Below are 21,068 nucleotides of genomic sequence, written 5' to 3'. Positions count from 1 at the left end.
CCAGGCGAGCGGGGTCCAGCACCGCATACCGGCCTGTATACCGGCGCAGGCCGTACGCCTGCGGGTCTCGCGGACGGTGGGACATGACGGAACGGTACGAACCGGACATTGCGGCGTCGTTTCCGCCGGGGGTCGGCTCTGCAACGGTCTCGCCGGCGCCCCCACCTGCGCACCTGCCCGGGCCGCTGCTGCACCCGGGCTCCCGGCTCGTGCTCGTGCACGGCACCGCGACGGACGGGCGCATCTGGACGGCCGGCCGCCACGGCGCCCGCGCCGCGACGCTGCTGGCGGACCTGCAGGCGCACGGCGTGGACCTCCACACCCCGACCCGGCCTCAGTCGGGCGACCTCGACACCGAGGTCGAGTTCCTCGCCCCCCTGTGCGCCGGCGCGTACGTCGTCGGTGTCAGCGGCGGCGCGACGCTCGGGCTCGAGCTGGCCGCGCGCGGGGTCGAGATGGCCGGCGTGGTGCTGCACGAGCCCGCCGCGGGGTCGCTGGTCCCCGGCCTGCTCGCCCACGTGGTGGCGGGGCTCGACGCCGACGGGGTGCCCGGGTTCGGGCACGCGCTGTACGGGCCGTCGTGGACGACGCGGATGACGAGGGCCTCCCTCGCCACCGTGCGCGCGGAGCTGGCCATGTTCTCCGCGTTCGAACCCGCCCCTCTGACCGGGAGCGTCGGCCACGTGGCGGTGACGGTCGGCGGCCGATCCCCCGCGATCCGCCACCGGTCCGTGGCGGCGTTGTCGGCGTTCCTCGACGTCCCGGTGGGGACGGTCCCCGACGTCGGCCACGCGGCGCACCTGGACGGTGGGCTCGTGCGCCTGATCGGGGCCCTCGGCCGGGCCGAGCTCAGCGGCCGCCCCGCCGCCACGCAGGCCCGTCCGCCCGGCCTGTCCTGAGCACGAGGCCCACCGCCGGTGCCGGTGGGCGGCGTCAGACCACGGCGCGCAGCCAGACGTCCGAGCCCGGGGTCAGCTCGAGCGTGTCCGCCTGGCCGCGGGTGAGCTGGACCCACAGGTCGCCGTCCGCGGTCGTCACGTCGGCCCGGACCTCGAACCCGATCCGCTGCAGCCGGGCGACCCGGCCGGGCACCGCGCCGTCGACGTGCGCCGCGGTGACCTGCACGTCGTGCGGGCGCACCAGCCGGCCGCCGAGCCGCGTGACCGGGCCCATGAACTCCATGACGAAGTCGTTCGCGGGCTTGTCGTACAGGTCCGACGGCGACCCGACCTGCTCGACCTTGCCGTTGTTGACGACGACGATCTCGTCGGCGACCTCGAGGGCCTCCTCCTGGTCGTGCGTGACGAACACGGTCGTCACGTGGACCTCGTCGTGCAGGGCCCGCAGCCAGCCGCGCAGCTCGCGGCGCACCTTCGTGTCGAGCGCCCCGAACGGCTCGTCGAGCAGCAGCACGGACGGCTCGGCCGCGAGCGCCCGCGCCAGGGCCATGCGCTGGCGCTGGCCCCCGGAGAGCTGGGCGGGCTTGCGGTCGGCGAGCTCCTCGAGGTGCACGAGCTCGAGCAGCTCGTTGACCCGGCGGCGCACCTCCGCCTTGGGCCGGCGCCGGATCTCCAGGCCGAACGCCACGTTCCGGAACACCGACAGGTGCTGGAACGCGGCGTAGTGCTGGAAGACGAAGCCGACGTTCCGCTCGTGCGCGGGGACGCGGGTCATGTCGCGACCCGCGATCGAGACCTCGCCCGCGTCGGGCGTCTCGAGCCCGCCGATGACGCGCAGCAGGGTCGACTTGCCGCCGCCGCTCGGGCCGAGCAGCGCGGTGAGCGCGCCCGCGTGCACGTCGAGGTCGACGTCGTCGAGCGCCACGAACGCGCCGAAGCGCTTGGTGACGCCGTTGGCCTGGATGCTCATGAGAGCTCGTCCTTCCGGCGGATGTTGGCGGCGACCAGCAGGGCGGCAACCGTGGTGACGATGAGGACGAACGCCAGCTGGTACGCCCCCGGTTCCATCTGCTGGACCCGTTCGGCGATGACGAGCGTCGTCGTCTGGGTCTGACCGGTGCCGCTGACGTTGCCGGACACCACGGCGACGGCCCCGAACTCCCCGACGCACCGGGCGAGGGCGAGGACCACGCCGTACGTGAGCGCCGGCCTGATGGTCGGGACCGTGATGCGCCAGAACGTGTGCCACCCGCCCGCGCCGAGCACCCGGGCGGCCTGCTCCTGGTCGGTGCCGATCTCCTGGAGGACGGGCACGACCTCGCGCAGCACGAGCGGCAGGGACACGAACGTGGTGGCGAGGATCATGCCCGGGACGGCGTAGATGATGCTGATGCCGGCCGCCTCGAGGGGGCCGCCGAACCAGCCGTTGCGCCCGTAGACGAGAACGAGGGCGAGGCCCGCGACGATCGGGGACACCGCCATCGGCAGGTCCGCGAGGACGCCGAGGAGCCGCCGCCCGACGAAGTGGTACCGCGTGAGCAGGATCCCCAGGGCCACGCCGAACGTGGTGCCGAGCAGCACGGACGCGAACGCGACCTCGGCGGTCAGCCGGAACGCGGTGACGGCCTGCTCGGAGCTGATCGCCGCCCAGAACGCCGGCATGCCGGGGCTGAGGGCACGCCAGGTGATGATCCCCAGCGGGACGAGCACGAGCACGCCGACGTAGGCGAGGCCGACGGTGCGCAGCGCGATCCGGCCGGCGCTGCGCGCGGGGCGGATCGCCGAGGGACGTGCGGGGGCGAGGGTGTCAGCCACGGCGACCTGCCCGGTGGGAGACGATCTCGAACCCCACGAGCACGACGAGCGAGACGACGAGCAGCACGGTCGCGGTCGCGGCGGCCCCCGGGAAGTCGTAGCTCTCGTAGAGGCTGAACGCGTACATCGACGACACCTGCGTCTTGTCGAGCCCGCCCGAGATGAGCAGCACCGACCCGTACTCCCCCATCGCCCGTGCGAACGCGAGGGCGGCGCCGGCGGCGATGGCGGGTACGAGCGGCGGCAGCACGATGCGACGGAACACGGTGGCCGGGCGGGCGCCGAGCGTCGCGGCGGCGCGCTCGGTGTCCCGGTCGAACGCCATGAGCGTCGGCTGCACGGTGCGGGCGACGAACGGGAGCGTGACGAACAGCAGCGCGACCATGACGCCCCACCGGGTGCCGAACAGGTCGATGCCGACGGGGCTGTTGCGCCCGTACACGCTGAGGATGACGAGGCCTGCGACGATCGTCGGCAGCGCGAACGGGACGTCGATGACGAGCTCGACCCACCGCTTGCCGGGGAAGTCGTCCCGCACGAGGACCCACGCGAGGAGCGTGCCCATCACCGCGTTGATCGCGGTGACGACGAACGAGCTCGTGACGGTGAGGACCAGGGCGTCGACCGCGGCGGGTGCGGTGACGGCGGCCCAGAACCCCGACCAGCCGGTGCTGCCCGCCTCGGCCGCGACGGCAGCGAGCGGGATGAGGACGAGGAGGCTCAGCGCCAGCAGGACGACGCCGAGCGTGAGGCCCGACGCCCGCCCGAGGGGCGCGCCGGTCCGCTGCGCACGTGCGCCTGTGGGCGCGGCCGCCGCAGCGGTCGCGCCCACAGGCGTCTCGACGAGGGTCGTGGTCACCCGACCGACGCCTCGATCTTCGTCACGAGACCGTCGGTCTTGTCGAAGTACTCCTTGTCGACCTTCTCCCAGCCGCCGAGGTCCTCGATGGTGGTGAGCTTCTTGACGGCCGGGAACGGCTTCTCGGGGTCGGTCGCACCCTTGACCGTGCCGGGCTCGACCGCGTCCTGCACCGGGCGGAAGCCGTGCGAGGCGAAGACCTTCTGGCCGTCGTCGCTCGTCACGAACGCGAGGAACTTCTTCGCGGCGTCCGAGGACCCGACCGTGACGGCACCCGGGTTCTCGATGAGGAAGCTCTCGTCCGGGACGACGTAGTCGACGTCGGCGCCCTTCTGCCGGGCCGCGATGGCCTCGTTCTCGTAGGAGACGAGCACGTCGCCGGTGCCCTGCGTGAACGTGGTCGTCGCGTCGGCGCCGCTGTCCGGCTTGCTCACGATGTGCGTGAAGAAGTCCGTGAGGTAGGCGTTCGCGTCCTCGGGCGTCCCGCCGTTGGCGATGACGTGCTGGTAGGCGGCGAGGATGTTCCACTTCGCCGAGCCGGACGTCGCGGGGTCGGGCGTCACGATCTCGACGCCCTCCTTGGTGAGGTCGTCCCAGCCGGTGATGTGCTTCGGGTTGCCCTTGCGGACCACGAGCACGACGACCGAGCTCGACACGATGCCCTTGTTCGCGTCGGCGTCCCAGCCCTCGGCGACCTGGTCCGGGACCAGCCGCGTGAGGTCGCCGCCGACCGAGAAGCCGACGTAGTCCGCGGGCTGACCGGCGGCGACGGCCTTGCTCTGCGAGCCGCTGGGGCCGTAGGACGCGGAGAACTCGACGCCCTTGCCGTCGTCCGTCTTCTGGAACGCCGTCTCGAGGTCGTCGTACGCGGGCTTCGGGACCGAGAACGCGACGATGCTGACCTTGCCGCCCGCGGCGGGGGCGGCGCTCGAGCTGGCACCGGAGTCGTCCGCGTCGGCCTGCGAGGAGCACCCCGCGACGGTCAACGCAGTGGCCGTCAGGCACGCGACCGCGGCCCAACGGCGGGCGGCAGCGCGGGGGTGGGTGGTCTTCGCAGTCATGTCTCTCGTTCCCTCGGGGGTAGGAAGCGGTGCTCTCGGTGCGAGAACCAAACCAGAGTAAGCCGACCAGAGCGATAGGGTATTCAAGATGTGAGACGGCCGTCTCATAGTTGAACGCACAAGCGGATTCCCTGGTCAGAGCGGGGACGACGGACGGCTCGCTGACCCGTGATCGCACGGACCACGTAGCCCGTACCGGGCAGTAACCTCGGGGCCGAGGTCGCACGCTCGACGAGGTGCGTGGACCGTTGGTCGTGCCCGGCCCGCTGTCACCAGGGGCCCAGCCGTCACGAGAGGCAGACAGCAGCGATGACCCAGCAGCACGACGTGCGCGTCCACCCGAGCGCCGACCGCCTGGCCCGCACCGACCAGCTCGCGTGGAAGATCGCCGAGGTCGCCGTCGACCCGGTCGCGGTGCCGGACGACGTGACGGACATGATCGTCAACCGGGTCATCGACAACGCCGCCGTCACCGTGGCCTCCCTGACGCGTCGTCCGGCCGTCGCCGCCCGGGCCCAGGCCCTGACCCACCCGCTCGCCGCCGGGTCGACGCGGCACGGCGCGACCGTCTCGGGTGTGGCCCCGACGACGCGCGTGACGCCCGAGTGGGCGGCGTGGGCCAACGGGGTCGCGGTGCGTGAGCTCGACTACCACGACACGTTCCTCGCCGCGGACTACTCGCACCCGGGCGACAACATCCCGCCGATCGTCGCCGTCGCCCAGCACACGGGCCGCTCGGGCGCCGACCTGGTCCGCGCGATCGCCACCGGGTACGAGATCCAGGTGGACCTCGTGCGGGCGATCAGCCTGCACGCGCACAAGATCGACCACGTCGCGCACCTCGGCCCGTCGGTCGCCGCGGGGCTCGGCACGCTGCTCGGCCTGCCGACGGACGTCGTGTTCCACGCCGTCGGCCAGGCGCTGCACACCACCACGGCGACGCGGCAGTCCCGCAAGGGCGAGATCTCGTCGTGGAAGGCCTACGCCCCGGCGTTCGCCGGGAAGGTCGCGATCGAGGCCGTGGACCGGGCGATGCGCGGCGAGACGTCCCCGACGCCGATCTACGAGGGCGAGGACGGCGTGATCGCCTGGCTCCTCGACGGCCCGGACGCCCGCTACGTCGTCCCGCTGCCCGGTCCCGGCGAGGCGAAGACGGCGATCCTCGACACGTACACGAAGGAGCACTCGGCGGAGTACCAGTCGCAGGCGCTCATCGACCTGGCGCGGCGCCTCCACCGGGAACGCCCGGACCTCGCGGACCCGGCGAACGTGGCGACGATCGTGATCCACACGTCGCACCACACGCACTACGTGATCGGCTCGGGCGCGAACGACCCGCAGAAGTACGACCCGTCGGCGTCGAGGGAGACCCTCGACCACTCGATCCCGTACATCTTCGCGGTCGCGCTGCAGGACGGCGGCTGGCACCACGTCGACTCGTACGCCCCCGCACGGGCGAACCGTCCGGACACGGTGGCCCTGTGGCAGAAGGTCACGACGACAGAGGACCCGTCGTGGACCGCGCGGTACCACTCGACGGACCCGGCCGAGAAGGCCTTCGGCGGCCGCGTCGAGATCACGACGACGTCCGGCGAGGTCGTCGTCGAGGAGATCGCGGTGGCCGACGCCCACCCGCTCGGCGCCCGGCCGTTCGCCCGCGCGCAGTACGTGGAGAAGTTCCGCACGCTGGCCGCGGGCGTCCTGCCCGACGACGAGGTCGAGCGCTTCCTCGACGTCGCGCAGCGGCTGCCCGACCTGCGGCCCGACGAGCTCGGCGGCCTGACGGTCGTCGCACCGCGGGAGGTCCTCGACGCCGTCCGTACCCCGGAGGGACTGTTCTGATGCTCTACACGACGACCACCGCGGCCGACCGCCGGGCGACCCTGCGCGCCGAGCTCGCGAGCGGGCGGCTGCTGCGGTTCCCCGGCGCGTTCAACCCGCTGTCGGCACGGCTCATCGAGGCCAAGGGCTTCGACGGCGTCTACATCTCGGGTGCCGTCCTGTCCGCGGACCTCGGCCTGCCGGACATCGGCCTCACCACCGCCACCGAGGTCACGCAGCGCGCCGGCCAGATCGCCCGGATGACGAACCTGCCCGCGATCGTCGACGCCGACACCGGCTTCGGCGAGCCGATGAACGTCGCGCGCACGGTCCAGGGCCTCGAGGACGCCGGACTGGCCGGCTGCCACATCGAGGACCAGGTCAACCCCAAGCGGTGCGGCCACCTCGACGGCAAGTCCGTCGTCGACGAGGAGACCGCGCTGCAGCGGATCCGCGCGGCGGTCGACGGACGACGGGACCCGAACTTCCTCGTCATGGCGCGCACCGACATCCGGGCGGTCGACGGGCTCGCCGCCGCGGTCGACCGGGCGAAGGCCCTCGTCGACGCGGGGGCCGACGCGATCTTCCCCGAGGCGATGGCCAGCGCGTCGGAGTTCGAGGCGATCCGCGAAGCCGTCGACGTGCCGCTGCTCGCGAACATGACGGAGTTCGGCAAGGGCGAGCTGCTCACCGCGCAGCAGCTCACCGACCTCGGCATGAACATCGTCATCTACCCGGTCACGCTGCTGCGCCTCGCGATGGGCGCCGCGATGGCCGGGCTCGACGAGATCACGGCCGAGGGCACGCAGGCCGGTCTGCTCGACAGGATGCAGACCCGCGCCGAGCTCTACGACCTGCTCGACTACGCGTCGTACAACCACTTCGACGCGGACGTCTTCAACTTCCGGCTCTGACCCCTTTCCCGTTTCACCATCAACGACGATGGAGGCCCACGTGACCGAAACCCCCGAGACCCAGATCCACAAGGGTCTGGCCGGCGTCGTCGTCGACACCACCCAGGTGTCGTCGGTCGACGCGGCGAGCAACTCCCTGCTCTACCGCGGCTACCCCGTGCAGCAGCTCGCCGCCCGCTGCTCGTTCGAGGAGGTCGCGTACCTCCTGTGGCACGGGGAGCTGCCGTCCGCTGCGCAGCTCGCCGACCTGCAGAAGGCCGAGCGCTGGCACCGGGTGCTCGACGAGCACGTGGTGGCGGCCGTCCTGGCGCTCCCGGAGTCCTGCCATCCGATGGACGTCGTCCGGACCGCCGTGAGCGTGATCGGCGCGCACGACCCGACGGCCGGCGACGCCTCCCCCGAGGCGAACCTCGCCAAGTCGGTGCGCCTGCTCGCCCAGCTCCCGGGCATCGTCGCGCTCGACCAGCGCCGCCGCCGCGGCCAGGACACGATCGCCCCGCGCGACGACCTCGGGTTCGCCGAGAACTTCCTGTGGGTCACGTTCGGCGAGCTGCCCGACCCCGTCGTCGTCAAGGCGTTCGAGGTGTCGATGGTGCTGTACGCCGAGCACTCGTTCAACGCCTCGACCTTCACGGCCCGCGTCATCGCCTCGACGCTGTCCGACCTCCATTCCGCCGTGGTCGGCGCCATCGGCGCCTTGAAGGGACCGCTGCACGGCGGCGCCAACGAGGCCGTCATGGCGACGTTCGCCGAGATCGGCTCCGCCGACCGGGCCGCCGCCTGGCTCGACGACGCCCTGGCGCACAAGCGCAAGATCATGGGCTTCGGCCACCGTGTCTACAAGCACGGCGACTCCCGCGTCCCCACCATGCGGGCCTCGCTCGACGAGCTCGTCGCCCACTACGACCGCCCGGACCTGCTCGCCCTGTACGAGGCGCTCGAGACGGCGATGGCCGAGCGCAAGGACATCCAGCCGAACCTCGACTACCCCACCGGCCCCGCGTACCACCTCATGGGGTTCGACACCCCGACGTTCACACCCCTGTTCGTCGCGAGCCGCGTCACCGGGTGGACCGCGCACGTCATGGAGCAGCTCGCGTCGAACGCCCTGATCCGGCCGCTCAGCAAGTACACCGGGCCTGAGCGGCGGGACGTGCCGGAGGCCTAGCCACGAAGGGATCACCTCGTCCCGAGGTATCCCCTCCGTTCGCCGTCCGCTCCTCTCGGACGCCTGCACTGCCGGGGCGGGCACTCGATGAGGAGGGGGAATCATGGCAGCGACGTTCGGCGTGGAGGCCATCCGGCACTTCGGGAACGCCCGGGCGAACGGCATCTCCACGGCCGCGGACCTGACGTACACGTTCAACCGCAGCAACGGGTTCGACGAGGAGCTCCGGGACGCGGGCCACAACCGTGCCTGGTACTGGTCGGAGCAGGACTGTTGGGAGAACGACATCCAGGACTCCAGCGGGGGCGGTGACGACGCCACGTGGGTCGACACGGTCGACCTGTTCTGGATCGAGACGCACGGGAACCACACGGCCGACGGGCAGGCGCGCCTGCTCTACGACACACCGCAGGACCAGTGGCGGACGTTCTCGGGCACGTGGGAGCTCGGCGAGAACTGGAACGCCGAGTGGGTCATGGCCTACTCGTGCGACACGGCACCGCTCGGCACCCTGACCGGGCTGTGGAACATCTTCAACCGGCTCCACCTGTACTGCGGGGCCTTCGAGGAGATGTGGGACGGCATCACCACCGACGAGTGCGGTGAGGACGTCGCCGACAACCTCACGGACGGCGACACGGTGTCGTCGGCGTGGATCGACGGCGTCTCCGACTGGTACTTCGACAACCACCCGGTGGTCGTGGGCCCGTCGACGAGCCAGACCTGGAACGGCGGCAACGTGATCTGGCCGCTCAGCACGCACAACCGGGACCACCTGTGGGGCGAGGGCTCCGTGACCGCCGACCTGTCCCCGTCGCAGCAGGGCTGCCTGCTGTGGCGCTGGGCCGAGGGCTGAGAGGAGAGGGACGATGACATCGACGAAGGAGCTCACCGCGAGGCTCACGGAGCTGGTCGGGGACGTGCCGGACGTGACCGAGGTGGTCGAGCTGGCCGCCCTGCGGCCCGAGGCGGTGCTGCGACGCAACGAGAAGGTGCTCGCGGACCTCGCCGGCACGGCCGGCATCACGCTCGACGTCGCGAAGGGCGGCGAGCAGCTCAAGGAGCGCACGGTGTACCGGGGCGAGGACGGCGGCCGCGCGGTCACGTTCCACGCGTCGGGCGCGTTCACGCTGTGCTCGGGCGTCGACCCGCTGGAGGACCTGTTCGCGCAGGTCGAGCCGGACGACGTCCTGCGCAAGGCCGTCGACTCCGTCGCCGACAAGCTCGGGCTGACCGGGTTGGTCGACAAGGAGGACGCGCTCGCGTTCGAGCGGCTGTGGAAGCTCAAGGCGGCCGGTGCCGACCGGGAGGGCAAGCTGAGCGACCCGGTGCTCACCCGGGCCGTCGGCGCGTACCGCCAGTCGGTCCGCGACCTGCCGGTGCTGGGCCGGGCGTCGGCCAGCGTCGAGGTCACGGGCAGCGGCGCCCTGTCGGCGCTGACGGTCACGCTGCGCCGGTTCGCGGGCGACGGCGGCGGCCAGACCATCGACAAGGCGCGCTCCCGCAGGCCGGAGGAGGCCGCCGCGGACATCGCCGCGCGGGTCTCGAAGATGCTGGGCGGCCAGGAGGAGGACGTGGTCCTGGACGCGCAGTCGTTCGCGTTCGGCTACCTCAGCCTCGGCCGGCGCCGGGCACAGGCGCTCCTGGCCCCGATGTACGTCGCGGCGATCACCGTCGACGGGGGCCCGGAGCGTGAGCGGTCGGCGCACGTCGTCGCGGTGGCGGGCAGCGAGCAGCAGTACCTGAAGCTGCCCACCGGGGTCCGCCCAGCGGCGGCGCCGCGCGTGGCCTGAGCGGCACGACGGACGGGGGCGACCGCCACGGCGCTCGCCCCCGTCTGCGCCGTCGGCCTGCAGTTCGGGCCCGGCGGTGCCGATGACCGAGACGTGATGCTGACCTGCGTGCTCATCGGATTCCTCGCCCTGGCGGCGGTCGTCACCATCCGCTGGGTGCTCACCCGGGTCGACGCGCTGGGCCGGGTCGCCCCGTTCCCCCGCATCAGCGTCGGGCTGTGCCTCGCGATCGTGCTGGGCTGCGCGGTGCCGCTCGTCGTGCACGCGCGGCTGGAGCACCGTCTCGAGCGGGCCGCGAGCACGGTCGCCGGGGAGCCCGTGCGGGTGCACTGCCAGACGGTCGGTGAGGCGTTCGTCGACGTCGGCAGCGAGCTCGGCTACGTGCGGTGGGGCGAGGACGGCGTCCCGGAGCGTTCGACCCTCATCAAGTCGCACGTGTGCGGGGACCTGCGGGCGTGGCTGGGGTCGTCGAAGGCGCACCCGACCCTGGACCAGGTCGTCGCGGTGCACGTGCTCACCCATGAAGTGATGCACATGACGGGGACCACGGACGAGGCGCTCGCGGAGTGCGCCGCCATGGGACGTGACGCCGAGACGGCGATCGCGCTCGGGGCCTCGCAGGACGAGGCGGCCGCCCTGGCCCAGCGGTACCGGACGGAGGTGTACCCGCGGATGCCCGACGACTACCGGGGTGCCTGCTGACGATGTGCAACTCGCGGGTTGCCATCTACGGGAATTGATGCAACCTTTGAGTTGCATCGATCGACGACGCCGACCCAGGAGGACCCGGACCATGACCAGCACCCCGCAGCCGCCCGCCGTCGCGGACGCCGAGACCTTCACCGTCACCCGCACGGTGCACGTCGCCGCACCCGTCGACCGCGTCTGGCAGGCCCTCACCCACGAGGAGCACATGACCCGCTGGTTCGGGGCCCGCGCCTCGCTGCCCGAGGTGCACGTCGGCGCCGAGGGGCACATCGGGTTCGAGGGGTACGGCGACTTCGTCATCCGCGTCGAGGAGGTCGACGAGCACCGCGTCTTCGCGTACACGTGGGGCGCGCACCCCGGCGACCCCGAGCCGCTCGCCGACGGGACGTCCACGCTCGTCCGTTTCACGCTCGCCCCCGAGGACGACGGCACGCGCCTCACCGTCACCGAGACCGGCTTCGGCTCGCTCACCTCGCGCGACCCGCGCACCGCGCTCGAGGACAACCGCCAGGGCTGGACCTCCGAGCTCGACGAGCTCGTCGCCTACCTCGAGCAGGATGTCGTGAGGTCCGCATGATCGCGGCCGCCGGCGACACCCTCGTGCCCGTGTTCGCGGCGCTCGCGGACGAGACCCGGTGGCGCGTCCTCACCGAGCTCGGTCGCGGCGACGCGTCCGCGTCGGCGCTCGCCGGCCGGCTCCCCGTGACCCGTCAGGCCATCGCGAAGCACCTCGCCGTGCTCGCGGAGGCCGGGCTCGTCGAGCCCGTGCGCGTTGGGCGCGAGATCCGGTACCGGCCCCTCGGGTCGCGGCTCGACGAGACCGCACGCGCGCTCGACGCGATCGGCGCCGAGTGGGACCGCCGCCTCGCCGAGGTGAAGCGGATCGCGGAGTCTCTCTGACGCGGTCGCTCGCGCGGGGATCGATGCCCCGTGCGGGCGGCCGTCACGGCGTGACGCGCCTCGTCTCGTACGCCCACATCGCGATCTCCACCCGGTTCCGGACCCCGAGCTTGGCCATGAGGCTGCCGAGGTGCGTCTTCACGGTGCTCAGGCTGATGTGCAGCTCCTCGGCGATCTCCGCGTTCGTCAGCCCGCGGGCCACCGTGAGCAGGACCTCCTCCTCGCGGGCCGTCAGCGGGTCCACCGGCTGCTGCGGCACCCGGGCCGGCGCGCTGCCCGCGAACGCCGCGAGCAGCCGCACCGTGACGTTCGGGGCGATCAGCGCCTCACCGTCCGCAGCCGCGCGGACCGCCTGCGCCAGCAGCTCCGGCCCGGCGTCCTTGAGCAGGAACCCGCGAGCCCCGGCGCGCAGCGCACCGTGCACGTACTCGTCGAGGTCGAACGTCGTGATGACGACGACCGCGGGCGCGTCGTCGCCGGAGCCCACGATGAGCCGGGTCGCCTCCAGGCCGTTGACCTCGGGCATGCGGATGTCGAGCAGGCACACGTCGGGTCGCACCTCACGCGCCAGCCGGACCGCCTCACGGCCGTCGCGCGCCTCCGCGACCACCTCGATGCCCGGCTGCGCGTCCAGGATCAGCCGCAGCCCCGTGCGGACGATCTCCTGGTCGTCCGCGACCAGCACCCGGATGCTCACGCGGTCGCCCGGACCCGCGGCAGGATCCCGTCGACGACCCACCCCCGGTCCGGTCCCGGACCGATCGAGACGGTGCCGCCGAGCAGCGCCGCCCGCTCCGTCATCCCCACCACCCCGTACCCGGGCACGCGGGACGCCCCGGGATCGCCGTCGTCCGTCACCGTGAACCGCACCTGACGATCATCGCCGACGACCCGCACGTCGATGCGGGTGGCGTGCCGCGCGTGCCGCAGCGCGTTGGTGAGCGACTCCTGCACGATCCGGAACACGGCCGCCCCCACGGCCGGCCCGACGTCGTCCAGCGCCCCCGTGAGCTGCACCGCGACGGGCGGGTCACCGCCCAGCGACCGGGCGAGCGGCTCGATGTCGGCGATGCCCCGCGCGGGCGCGAGCTCCGCGTCGTCGGACCCGCGCAGCGCCCCCACCATCGCGCGCATCTCGGTGAGCGTCCGCGCCCCCTCCGCCTCGATGACGGCGAGCGCCTCGGTCGCCGCCTCCGGCCGCGTCGCCGCGACGACCCGACCCGCCTGCGCCCGGACGACCATCGCCGACACGTGGTGCGCGACGGTGTCGTGCAGCTCGCGGGCGAGCTGCTCGCGCTCGCGGAGCCGCACCTGGTCGAGCTCCCGCAGCCGGGACGTCCGCACGAGCCGCACGGTCGACCCGAGGGCGGCCGCGAACGCGACGACGACAAACCCGAACACCGCCTCGCCGAGGTTCGTGTAGTCGCGCACGGTCCCGATGCCGAACGCCACCGCCGCGACCGCCGACCCGAGCAGCACCTCCCGCCCGGCGCCCCAGCGGTACAGCGCGTAGACGATCACGAGGACGTACCCCATGGTCCCCAGGCCGATCGACTCGGCGGTGCCGCCCACGATCGAGGCGAGGTCGGAGACGACGAGCGTCCCGAACACGACGGTCGTCACCGCCAGCGGGTGCGTGCGCCGCCACATCAACGCGGGTGCCAGCCCGACCGCGAGCACGATCGCCACGGGCCGCCACGGCACGTCGGCCCGCAGCACCCCCTCGGTCACGGCCCCCGCGACGACGAGCACGAGCAGCGCCCAGTCCCGCCACACCCGCACCGGGGCGTGCGGGGCACGTGGTTCCGCCCAGAGCCGCCGGGCCACCTGCATGATCACGGGCCCAGCGTAGGGACCGGTGCCGCGGGCGCGGATCGGCCGAAAGGGCCAGCGCCCGACCACCCGTCCGGCCGGTCCTCCCCCGGCTCCGGGGCCGATGTGACCAGGGACGACGCGTCGCGACGATGGTCTGGCGCCGGTCGTCCCGGCGCCTTCGCCCACCGGGAGGACCCCATGCTGTCGCACGCGCTGTCTCGACTCGGGCGCACCGCCGCCCGGCACCGCTGGACCGTGATCGGCGCGTGGCTCGTCCTCGCCGCCGTCGTCGTCGGCCTCTCGAACGCCTACGGCACGACCCTGCAGGACTCGTTCCGGGTGCCGGACCTCGACTCGCAGCGGGCGAACGACCTCCTCGCCGCGACCGGGTCGCACCAGGCCGGCCTCACCGCGCAGGTCGTCGTCACCCCGGCCGACCCCGGCACCACGTTCGCGGACGACCCCGCGGCCCGCGACGCGCTCGCCGACCTGCAGCAGTCCGTCGCGGCGCTCCCGCACGTGCTCGGCACGACCGACCCGGCCGGTGCGCTCACCGACGGCGCACCGCCGGGCGCGTCGGCCGGCGTCGTGTCGCCCGACGGGCGCGTCGCGCTCCTGCGCGTCCAGTACCCGCTCCTCGAGGACCTCTCGGCCGCCGACCTGGACCGGCTGACGGCCGTCGGCGCGGACGTGGACGACTCCGTACTGCGCGTCGAGATGGGCGGCGACCTGTTCTTCGCGTTCGAGGAGGCGCCCGCCGGCGTCGGGGAGCTCGTCGGCGTGCTCGTCGCGCTCGTCATCCTGCTGTTTGCGTTCGGCTCGTTCGTCGCCGCGACGATCCCGATCGGCATGGCGCTGCTCGGCATCGCGGTCGGGCTCGGGGCGATGCCGCTGATCAACCACCTCGTCGAGATCCCCAGCTACGCCCCGGTGCTCGGCGCGATGGTCGGGCTCGGGGTCGGCATCGACTACGCGCTGTTCGTCCTCACCCGGCACCGCGACCACCTGCAGCACGGCCTGCCCGTCGAGGACTCGGTGAGCCGCGCCCTGGCGACCGCGGGGCAGCCCGTCGTGTTCGCGGGCGGCATCGTCGTGGTCTCGATCCTCGGCCTGGCCGTCGCCGACGTGCCGTTCATGACCGCGGGCGGCATCGCGATCGCCGTCGTCGTCCTCGTCATGGTCGCCGCGTCCGTCACGCTGCTGCCCGCGCTGCTGTCGCTCGCGGGGCGGCGTGTCCTCGGCCGTCGCACCATCTCCCAGGAGGGACCCGGCTGGCAGCGGTGGGTCGGCCACGTGACCCGGCACCCGGGCGCCTACGCGGTCGGCGCGACCGCGCTGCTCGTCGGGCTCGCGGCGCCCGTCACCGCGCTGCGCGTCGGCATCCCCGACGACGGCGCGCTGCCGCCCGACTGGACGCAGCGCCAGGCGTACGACCTGCTCGCGGACGGCTTCGGCCCCGGCACGAACGGCCCGCTCGTGGTCGCCGTCGAGCTGCACGGCGACGACGCCGCGGTGGGTCCGCTCGTGGACGCGATCGCGGCCGACCCGGGCGTCGCCTCCGTCGGCACCCCGACGGTCGACGACGGCACGGGCATCGCCACCGTCGTCGCCGTCCCCACCACCGGACCGCAGGACGCGGCGACCACCGGGACCATCGACCGGCTGCGGTCGACGGTGTTCCCCGCGGCGCTCGCCGGCACCACCGCCGAGGCGCACGTCGGCGGCCAGGCCGCGAACTTCGCCGACGTCGGCGAACGCGTCAACGACCGCCTGCCCGCGTTCGTCGGGGCGGTGCTCGCGATGTCGTTCGTGCTGCTCGTGCTCGTGTTCCGGTCGGTGCTCGTGCCGCTCAAGGCCGTGGTGCTCAACCTTCTGGGCGTCGCCGCCGCCTACGGCGTCATGGTGATGGTGTTCCAGTGGGGCTGGGGCGCCGACCTCATCGGGCTCGAGGCGACCGTGCCGATCGTGTCGTTCATCCCGATGTTCATGTTCGCGATCCTGTTCGGGCTGTCCATGGACTACGAGGTGTTCCTGCTGTCCCGCGTCCGCGAGGAGTACGCCGCCACCGGGTCGCCCACCGGCTCCGTCGTGCACGGCGTCGCACGCACCGGCCGGGTCATCACGTCGGCGGCGCTCATCATGGTCGCCGTGTTCTTCGCCTTCGTGCTCGGCGAGGACGCGGCCACCAAGATGTTCGGCATCGGGCTGGCCACCGCGATCTTCCTCGACGCCACCCTGGTCCGGATGGTGCTCGTGCCCGCGACGATGACGCTGCTCGGCCGTGCGAACTGGTGGCTGCCCGGCTGGCTCGACCGGATCCTGCCGCGGGTGTCCTTCGAGGGCACCGACCCGGTGGCCGCTGCCCGAGAGCGGGAGCTCGCTCCGGCGTGACGCGTCGGACGCCGCCGCCCTGCTCCCTCCGTGAGGGCAGGGCGGCGGCGTCCGTGGTCGTCAGGCCGTGGCGTCCACCGCGGCGAGGATCAGCGCCGTCGTCTCGTCCGGGTGGCTGATCATCGCGACGTGCGAGCTGTCGACCTCGACGGTCGTCGCCCCGGCGCGCGCGGCCATGACCCGGGCGGAGGCGGCCGGGATGAGGTGGTCGGCGACCCCGACGAGGTACCAGCTCGGCAGCGTCTTCCACGCGGGTGTGCCCGACGGCTCCCCGAGGCCCGACAGCGCCGCGGGTCGCTGCGACACGGCCATGACGGCGGCCACGTCGGCCGGGAGGTCCTGGCAGAACGCCTGCGAGAAGACCGCCGGGTTGATGTACCCGTCCGCGTTGCCCTCCCCCGCACCCGGGAACGGCCGGGCCACGATCACCGGGCCGAGGTCCACCGGGTCACCGCCGAGCGCGAGCGCCTCGGCGACCGACTCGCCCTCGTCGAGCGCGAACGCCGCGACGTAGACGAGCGCACGGACGTTGTCGGCACCGACGGCGGCGTTCGTGATGACCGCACCGCCGTAGGAGTGGCCGACGAGGACGACAGGCCCCTCGACGGTGCCGAGGAAGTCGCGGACGTACGCGGCGTCGGCCGCGATGCCGCGCAGGGGGTTGGCCGGGGCGTAGACCGGGAAGTCCTGCGCCTGCAGGCGGCTGATCACACCGCCCCAGCCGGAGGCGTCGGCGAAGGCGCCGTGGACGAGCACGATGGTGGGCTTGTCGCTCATGAGGAGTCCTCGGGGTCGTGGGGCGGGATGACGGGACCATCCGTATCGGAACAATCGGGCATCGGCAACCACTGCGGAGTGACGACAGGGCCACGACCTGGGGCGACGGTCCGCGGGCTCGCCGTCGAGCCCGGCGCGGCGCCGCTCAACACTGCCTGCGCTCATGCCGATACGTCGGCATGAGTCGTGTCCGGCCGTCGTTCCTCGTGGCGCTCGTGGCCGTCGTCGTCGCCGCGGTCGTCGCGCTCGCGGCCTCGGGTGTCGTCGCCCGGGTGGACGACGCTCGCCGCGAGCGGGCGCTCGCCGCGGCGCACGCCGTGCCCGCACCGGAGGGCGCGGTCACGTCCCACAACTGCCACGGCGACGGCACCGTCGCGTGCTGGGAGTCCGACCAGCCCGTCGACGACGTCGTCGCGGCGCTGCAGGCATCCTGGGAGCGCACCTCAGGACGGGCGGCCGAGCAGTCGTGCTTCGCCACCCCGGTCGGTCGCGTCGACGCGGAGCCGCTGGCCGCGCGCACCTGCTCGCTCGCCCAGCGTTTCGGCGACCACGCCGCCTTCGTGTTCGTCAGCCCCCGGATCGCGCCGGCCACGCCCGACGACGACGCCGGCCGGCCGGCGGTGACGGGTTCGCTCGTGCAGGTGTCCGGCGACTGACGGGCGGGTGTCGGTGGTCGCTGGAAGCATCCCCGCATGAAGATCACGAAGCAGGTCACCGTGTTCGACGCCGCCGACCTCGCCGCGGAGAGCACCTTCTGGGCCGGGCTCCTCGGGGGCACCGTCGAGGCGGAGGACGACTGGCACACCGTCTACGTCGACGGCGCCCCGCGGCTCGGCTTCCAGCTCGCACCGAACCACGTGCAGCCCGACTGGCCGCACGGCGAGCAGCAGCAGATCCACCTCGACCTGTACGTCGAGGACCTCGGACCGGCCCACGACGAGGCGACCGCGCTCGGCGCACGGCTGCTGCAGGCCGCCTCCGACCCGACCGCCACCGAGGGGTTCCAGGTCTACGCGGACCCTGCCGGGCACCCGTTCTGCCTCTGCTGGGGCTGACGGCGTCACCCGTCCGCGCGCCGATGTCGGAGGTCGGGTCGAACATGTGTTCGTGTCCGACGCACCCCGCACCGCCGCCATCCTGCACGCCGACCTCGACGCGTTCTACGCCTCCGTGGAGCAGCGCGACGACCCCCGCCTGCGCCACCGTCCGATCGCCGTCGGCGGCGGGGTCGTGCTCGCCGCGTCGTACGAGGCGAAGCGCTGCGGGGTGAAGACCGCGATGAGCGGCCGCGAGGCGCGGATGCTGTGCCCGGACCTCATCGAGGTCCGTCCCCGGTTCGACGCGTACGTCGAGGCCAGCCGCGCGGTGTTCGACCTGTTCCACCGCACGACGCCGCAGGTGCAGGGCGTCTCGATCGACGAGGCGTTCCTCGACGTCGCCGGTCTGCACCGCATCGACGTGCCGCCGGTGGACATCGCCGCACGCCTGCGCGCCCAGGTGCGCGACGAGGTCGGGCTGCCGATCACGGTCGGCGTGGCGCGCACACCGTTCCTGGCGAAGGTCGCGAGCCGGGTCGCGAAGCCCGACGGCCTCCTGCTCGTGCCGCCGGACGGCGAGGAGGCGTTCCTGCACCCGCTCCCCCTCGAGCAGCTCTGGGGGGTCGGCGACGTGACGGCCCGCAAGCTGCACGGCTACGGCCTCGTGACCGCGGGCGACGTGGCCTCGCTGCCCGAGCAGGTCCTCGCCGGTGCGCTGGGGCGGGCGGCCGGGCGGCACCTGTTCGCGGTCGTGCACGGCCGGACGCCGGAGCGCGTCGTCACCGGCCGGGCGCGCGGCTCCATCGGGGCGCAGCGGGCGATCGGCCGCGGGCCGCACTCCCCCGAGTTCGTCCGGGCCGCGCTGCTGGGGCTGGTCGACCGGGTGTGCAGGCGGATGCGCAAGGCCCACCGGACCGCGGGGACGGTCGTGCTGCGCCTGCGGTTCGACGACTACACGCGCGCGACGAGGTCCCGGTCGTTCCTGCACAACACGACGTCCGGCGCCGACGTGGCCGCAGCGGCCGTCGCCCTCCTGGACTCGGCGGAGCTGTTGATCCGCGAGCGCGGCGTCACGCTCGTCGGGATCGCGCTGACCCGGCTGGGGTCCGACGCGGTCGTCCAGCCGGTGCTGCCGCTCGACGGGCCGGACCTCGGGCAGCTCGACGCGGCCATGGACGCGGTGTCGTCGCGGTTCGGCAAGGGCGCCCTCGTGCGCGGCAGCCTGCTGCGGGCCGGCGAGGGGTTCGCCGTCCCGCAGCTGCCGGACTGACCGCCGGCAGACGTCCGGGTCGCGGCTCGCACCGTGCAGCGAGCAGCGACCCGGGCGTCGGACCGGCGTCAGGAGACGGCGACCGGCTCCCGTCGGTCGGCCGCGGCGGCGTCGGAGCCGGCGCCCGCCCGGAGGGCGTCGGGGCCGGTGTCCTCGTCGGTGTCCTCGACGTCGTCGCGGAACAGGTCCTCGGCGGAGGCCGAGTCGTACTGCTGCACGTCGAGGATCCCCTCGCGCTTCGCGACGACGGTCGGCACGAGCGCCTGACCGGCGACGTTCACCGCGGTGCGGCCCATGTCGAGGATCGGGTCGATCGCGAGGAGCAGCCCGACGCCGGCGAGCGGCAGGCCGAGCGTCGACAGCGTGAGGGTCAGCATCACGACGGCACCGGTGAGGCCGGCGGTCGCGGCCGACCCGACGACGGAGACGAACGCGATGAGCAGGTAGTCGGTGAACGACAGGTCGATGCCGAAGATCTGCGCGACGAAGATCGCCGAGATCGCCGGGTAGATCGAGGCGCAGCCGTCCATCTTCGTCGTCGCGGCGAGCGGCACGGCGAACGACGCGTACGACCGCGGCACGCCGAGGTTGCGCTCGACGACCCGCTCGGTGAGGGGCAGCGTGCCGACGGACGACCGGGACACGAAGGCGAGCTGGATCGCGGGCCAGGCACCCCGGAAGAACGACCCGATCCGCAGGCCGTTGGTCCGCAGGATCACGGGGTAGACCACGAACAGGACGACGGCGAGGCCGGTGTAGATCGCGACGGCGAACGACCCGAGCGGAGCGAGCAGGTCCCAGCCGTACGTCGCGACGGCGTGCCCGATGAGGCCGAGCGTGCCGAGTGGCGCGAGGCGGATGACCCACCACAGGACCTTCTGCACGATGGTGAGCGCGGAGCGGGTGACGGCGAGGAACGGCTCCGCGGCCTTGCCGGAGCGCAGCGCGGCGATGCCGACGACGATCGCGATGACGACGATCTGCAGCACGCTGAACGAGACGGACGTCTTCGCGGCGAGGCCCCCGCCGGCGTCGGCGGACACCTGGGTGCCGGCGCCGAGGCCGAGGAAGTTGCCGGGGATGAGCCCGTTGAGGAAGTCGAGCCACGAACCGGTCGTGCCGACCGCCTCGGCCCCTTCGGTGCTCAGCGTGGAGTTCGCGCCGGGGTTGAACAGGAGCCCGAGGCCGATGCCGACCGCGACGGAGATCGCCGCGGTGATGGCGAACCACAGGAGCGTCTGCCAGGCGAGCCGGGCGGCGTTCGTGACCTTCTGGAGGTTCGCGATCGACGTGACGATCGCGAGGAACACCAGCGGCGGGACGATCGCCTTGAGCAGCGTGACGAACGAGGAGCCGATGGTGTCGAGCGTGGTGGCGAGCCAGTTCGCGTCGCCGGCGGCGGTGTCGCCCATCTGGAGGGCGACCCAGCCGAGCAGCACGCCGAGCCCGAGGCCGAGCAGGACCTGGACGGAGAACGAGGGAAGCCACAGCCGACGCTGGGGCTTCGTGGTGGTGGTGTCAGACACGGAGAGGCCTTTCGGGGCGCGCCGGGGCGCGCCGAGGGTCTGGTGCACAGGGGGGACACGACGTCGTGACGTCGGTGGGGTGCCGCCCCACCACGTCGGGCGAGGTCGGGCGTGGCCGGCGGACGCGGCCGGGTCCGGAACGGTGTCCGGCGGGGTCAGCGACCCGGGTCAGGCCGACAGAGCGCGCTGGCGACCCGGCGGAGGTCGACGGCACGGCGCTCGGTCAGGTTCCACGTGCTCACGTGGTGCGGCTCCCAGGGTCGGTGTGGTGCGACCGTCCGTGACGGCCGCCCATCGCAACACAGGGTAGGCAG

At 73.2% G+C, this 21,068-nt stretch carries 22 protein-coding genes and 1 pseudogene; 13 read left to right on the top strand and 10 right to left on the bottom strand.

Going from position 1 to position 21,068, the window contains the following annotated elements; translation table 11 throughout:
• The first annotated feature begins 83 nt into the window (after positions 1–83).
• Positions 84–899 (top strand): alpha/beta hydrolase, encoded by an 816-nt coding sequence (locus Cch01nite_RS17395; RefSeq protein WP_203757757.1) that lies wholly within the window; start codon positions 84–86, stop codon positions 897–899.
• Positions 900–933: 34 nt separating this feature from the next.
• Here Cch01nite_RS17395 and Cch01nite_RS23080 read toward each other — a convergent pair whose 3' ends face one another.
• The 5 genes and pseudogenes from Cch01nite_RS23080 to Cch01nite_RS17375 all read right to left on the bottom strand — a co-directional run bounded on the left by Cch01nite_RS23080 (position 934) and on the right by Cch01nite_RS17375 (position 4,634).
• Positions 934–1,173 carry a TOBE-like domain-containing protein gene (locus tag Cch01nite_RS23080; protein WP_444542249.1) on the bottom strand — a complete coding sequence of 80 codons (240 nt, stop codon included), beginning with the start codon at positions 1,171–1,173 and terminating at the stop codon, positions 934–936.
• A gap of 39 nt (positions 1,174–1,212) precedes the next feature.
• Positions 1,213–1,869 (bottom strand): annotated as a pseudogene (locus Cch01nite_RS17390) (sulfate/molybdate ABC transporter ATP-binding protein); the annotation flags it as partial.
• On the bottom strand, positions 1,866–2,714 hold the full coding sequence (locus tag Cch01nite_RS17385; RefSeq protein WP_239070879.1) for a sulfate ABC transporter permease subunit: 849 nt from the start codon (positions 2,712–2,714) through the stop codon (positions 1,866–1,868). The pseudogene Cch01nite_RS17390 and the gene Cch01nite_RS17385, both read right to left, overlap by 4 nt.
• Positions 2,707–3,573 carry a sulfate ABC transporter permease subunit CysT gene (cysT, locus tag Cch01nite_RS17380; protein ID WP_203757755.1) on the bottom strand — a complete coding sequence of 289 codons (867 nt, stop codon included), beginning with the start codon at positions 3,571–3,573 and terminating at the stop codon, positions 2,707–2,709. The genes Cch01nite_RS17385 and cysT overlap by 8 nt, the downstream gene beginning before the upstream one ends.
• Positions 3,570–4,634 carry an extracellular solute-binding protein gene (locus Cch01nite_RS17375; protein ID WP_203757754.1) on the bottom strand — a complete coding sequence of 355 codons (1,065 nt, stop codon included), beginning with the start codon at positions 4,632–4,634 and terminating at the stop codon, positions 3,570–3,572. The genes cysT and Cch01nite_RS17375 overlap by 4 nt, the downstream gene beginning before the upstream one ends.
• Before the next feature lie 309 nt (positions 4,635–4,943).
• Between Cch01nite_RS17375 and Cch01nite_RS17370 the strand changes: the two genes are divergently transcribed.
• The 8 genes from Cch01nite_RS17370 to Cch01nite_RS17335 all read left to right on the top strand — a co-directional run bounded on the left by Cch01nite_RS17370 (position 4,944) and on the right by Cch01nite_RS17335 (position 11,938).
• A complete protein-coding gene (locus tag Cch01nite_RS17370) occupies positions 4,944–6,476 on the top strand; it encodes an MmgE/PrpD family protein (protein ID WP_203757753.1) in 1,533 nt (510 codons plus the stop codon).
• Positions 6,476–7,369: a methylisocitrate lyase gene (prpB, locus tag Cch01nite_RS17365; RefSeq protein WP_203757752.1), complete on the top strand. Its 894-nt coding sequence runs from the start codon at positions 6,476–6,478 to the stop codon at positions 7,367–7,369. Before Cch01nite_RS17370 ends, prpB begins: the two co-directional genes overlap by 1 nt.
• A gap of 40 nt (positions 7,370–7,409) precedes the next feature.
• Positions 7,410–8,537 carry a bifunctional 2-methylcitrate synthase/citrate synthase gene (locus tag Cch01nite_RS17360; protein ID WP_239070877.1) on the top strand — a complete coding sequence of 376 codons (1,128 nt, stop codon included), beginning with the start codon at positions 7,410–7,412 and terminating at the stop codon, positions 8,535–8,537.
• A gap of 103 nt (positions 8,538–8,640) precedes the next feature.
• On the top strand, positions 8,641–9,393 hold the full coding sequence (locus Cch01nite_RS17355; protein WP_203757750.1) for a DUF6345 domain-containing protein: 753 nt from the start codon (positions 8,641–8,643) through the stop codon (positions 9,391–9,393).
• 13 nt (positions 9,394–9,406) lie between these two features.
• Positions 9,407–10,330 (top strand): hypothetical protein, encoded by a 924-nt coding sequence (locus Cch01nite_RS17350; protein ID WP_203757749.1) that lies wholly within the window; start codon positions 9,407–9,409, stop codon positions 10,328–10,330.
• Between the two features lie 108 nt (positions 10,331–10,438).
• Positions 10,439–11,032, top strand: a complete 594-nt coding sequence (locus Cch01nite_RS17345; RefSeq protein ID WP_203757748.1) for a hypothetical protein — start codon at positions 10,439–10,441, stop codon at positions 11,030–11,032.
• Between the two features lie 91 nt (positions 11,033–11,123).
• Complete coding sequence (locus tag Cch01nite_RS17340) at positions 11,124–11,615, top strand: SRPBCC family protein (protein ID WP_203757747.1); 492 nt, start codon at positions 11,124–11,126, stop codon at positions 11,613–11,615.
• Positions 11,612–11,938 carry an ArsR/SmtB family transcription factor gene (locus Cch01nite_RS17335; RefSeq protein WP_203757746.1) on the top strand — a complete coding sequence of 109 codons (327 nt, stop codon included), beginning with the start codon at positions 11,612–11,614 and terminating at the stop codon, positions 11,936–11,938. Before Cch01nite_RS17340 ends, Cch01nite_RS17335 begins: the two co-directional genes overlap by 4 nt.
• A gap of 43 nt (positions 11,939–11,981) precedes the next feature.
• On the opposite strand, the gene Cch01nite_RS17330 is transcribed toward Cch01nite_RS17335, so the two are convergent.
• Positions 11,982–12,635 (bottom strand): response regulator, encoded by a 654-nt coding sequence (locus Cch01nite_RS17330; RefSeq protein WP_203757745.1) that lies wholly within the window; start codon positions 12,633–12,635, stop codon positions 11,982–11,984.
• Positions 12,632–13,771 carry a sensor histidine kinase gene (locus Cch01nite_RS17325; RefSeq protein ID WP_239070963.1) on the bottom strand — a complete coding sequence of 380 codons (1,140 nt, stop codon included), beginning with the start codon at positions 13,769–13,771 and terminating at the stop codon, positions 12,632–12,634. Before Cch01nite_RS17325 ends, Cch01nite_RS17330 begins: the two co-directional genes overlap by 4 nt.
• A gap of 180 nt (positions 13,772–13,951) precedes the next feature.
• Here Cch01nite_RS17325 and Cch01nite_RS17320 point away from each other — a divergent pair, with 180 nt between their 5' ends.
• Positions 13,952–16,144: an MMPL family transporter gene (locus Cch01nite_RS17320; protein ID WP_203757743.1), complete on the top strand. Its 2,193-nt coding sequence runs from the start codon at positions 13,952–13,954 to the stop codon at positions 16,142–16,144.
• 60 nt (positions 16,145–16,204) lie between these two features.
• Here Cch01nite_RS17320 and Cch01nite_RS17315 read toward each other — a convergent pair whose 3' ends face one another.
• Positions 16,205–16,921: an alpha/beta fold hydrolase gene (locus Cch01nite_RS17315; protein ID WP_203757742.1), complete on the bottom strand. Its 717-nt coding sequence runs from the start codon at positions 16,919–16,921 to the stop codon at positions 16,205–16,207.
• Positions 16,922–17,100: 179 nt separating this feature from the next.
• Between Cch01nite_RS17315 and Cch01nite_RS17310 the strand changes: the two genes are divergently transcribed.
• The 3 genes from Cch01nite_RS17310 to dinB are packed head-to-tail and all read left to right on the top strand — an operon-like array spanning position 17,101 to position 19,228.
• On the top strand, positions 17,101–17,577 hold the full coding sequence (locus tag Cch01nite_RS17310) for a hypothetical protein (protein WP_203757741.1): 477 nt from the start codon (positions 17,101–17,103) through the stop codon (positions 17,575–17,577).
• 36 nt (positions 17,578–17,613) lie between these two features.
• Positions 17,614–17,976, top strand: a complete 363-nt coding sequence (locus Cch01nite_RS17305) for a VOC family protein (RefSeq protein ID WP_203757740.1) — start codon at positions 17,614–17,616, stop codon at positions 17,974–17,976.
• Positions 17,977–18,028: 52 nt separating this feature from the next.
• On the top strand, positions 18,029–19,228 hold the full coding sequence (dinB, locus tag Cch01nite_RS17300; protein WP_239070874.1) for a DNA polymerase IV: 1,200 nt from the start codon (positions 18,029–18,031) through the stop codon (positions 19,226–19,228).
• A gap of 68 nt (positions 19,229–19,296) precedes the next feature.
• Here the strand turns inward: dinB and Cch01nite_RS17295 are convergent, their stop codons facing one another.
• Positions 19,297–20,754, bottom strand: coding sequence for a dicarboxylate/amino acid:cation symporter (locus Cch01nite_RS17295; RefSeq protein WP_203757737.1), 1,458 nt, complete (start codon positions 20,752–20,754; stop codon positions 19,297–19,299).
• A gap of 155 nt (positions 20,755–20,909) precedes the next feature.
• Positions 20,910–20,996: a putative leader peptide gene (locus tag Cch01nite_RS23065; RefSeq protein ID WP_373309959.1), complete on the bottom strand. Its 87-nt coding sequence runs from the start codon at positions 20,994–20,996 to the stop codon at positions 20,910–20,912.
• Positions 20,997–21,068: the final 72 nt, after the last annotated feature.

It is taken from the genome of Cellulomonas chitinilytica, from assembly GCF_016862675.1.
In the GTDB taxonomy this organism is placed as follows: domain Bacteria; phylum Actinomycetota; class Actinomycetes; order Actinomycetales; family Cellulomonadaceae; genus Cellulomonas; species Cellulomonas chitinilytica.
Note: the sequence above shows the minus strand (reverse complement) of the source record. Positions and strands in the feature narration are given on the sequence as shown.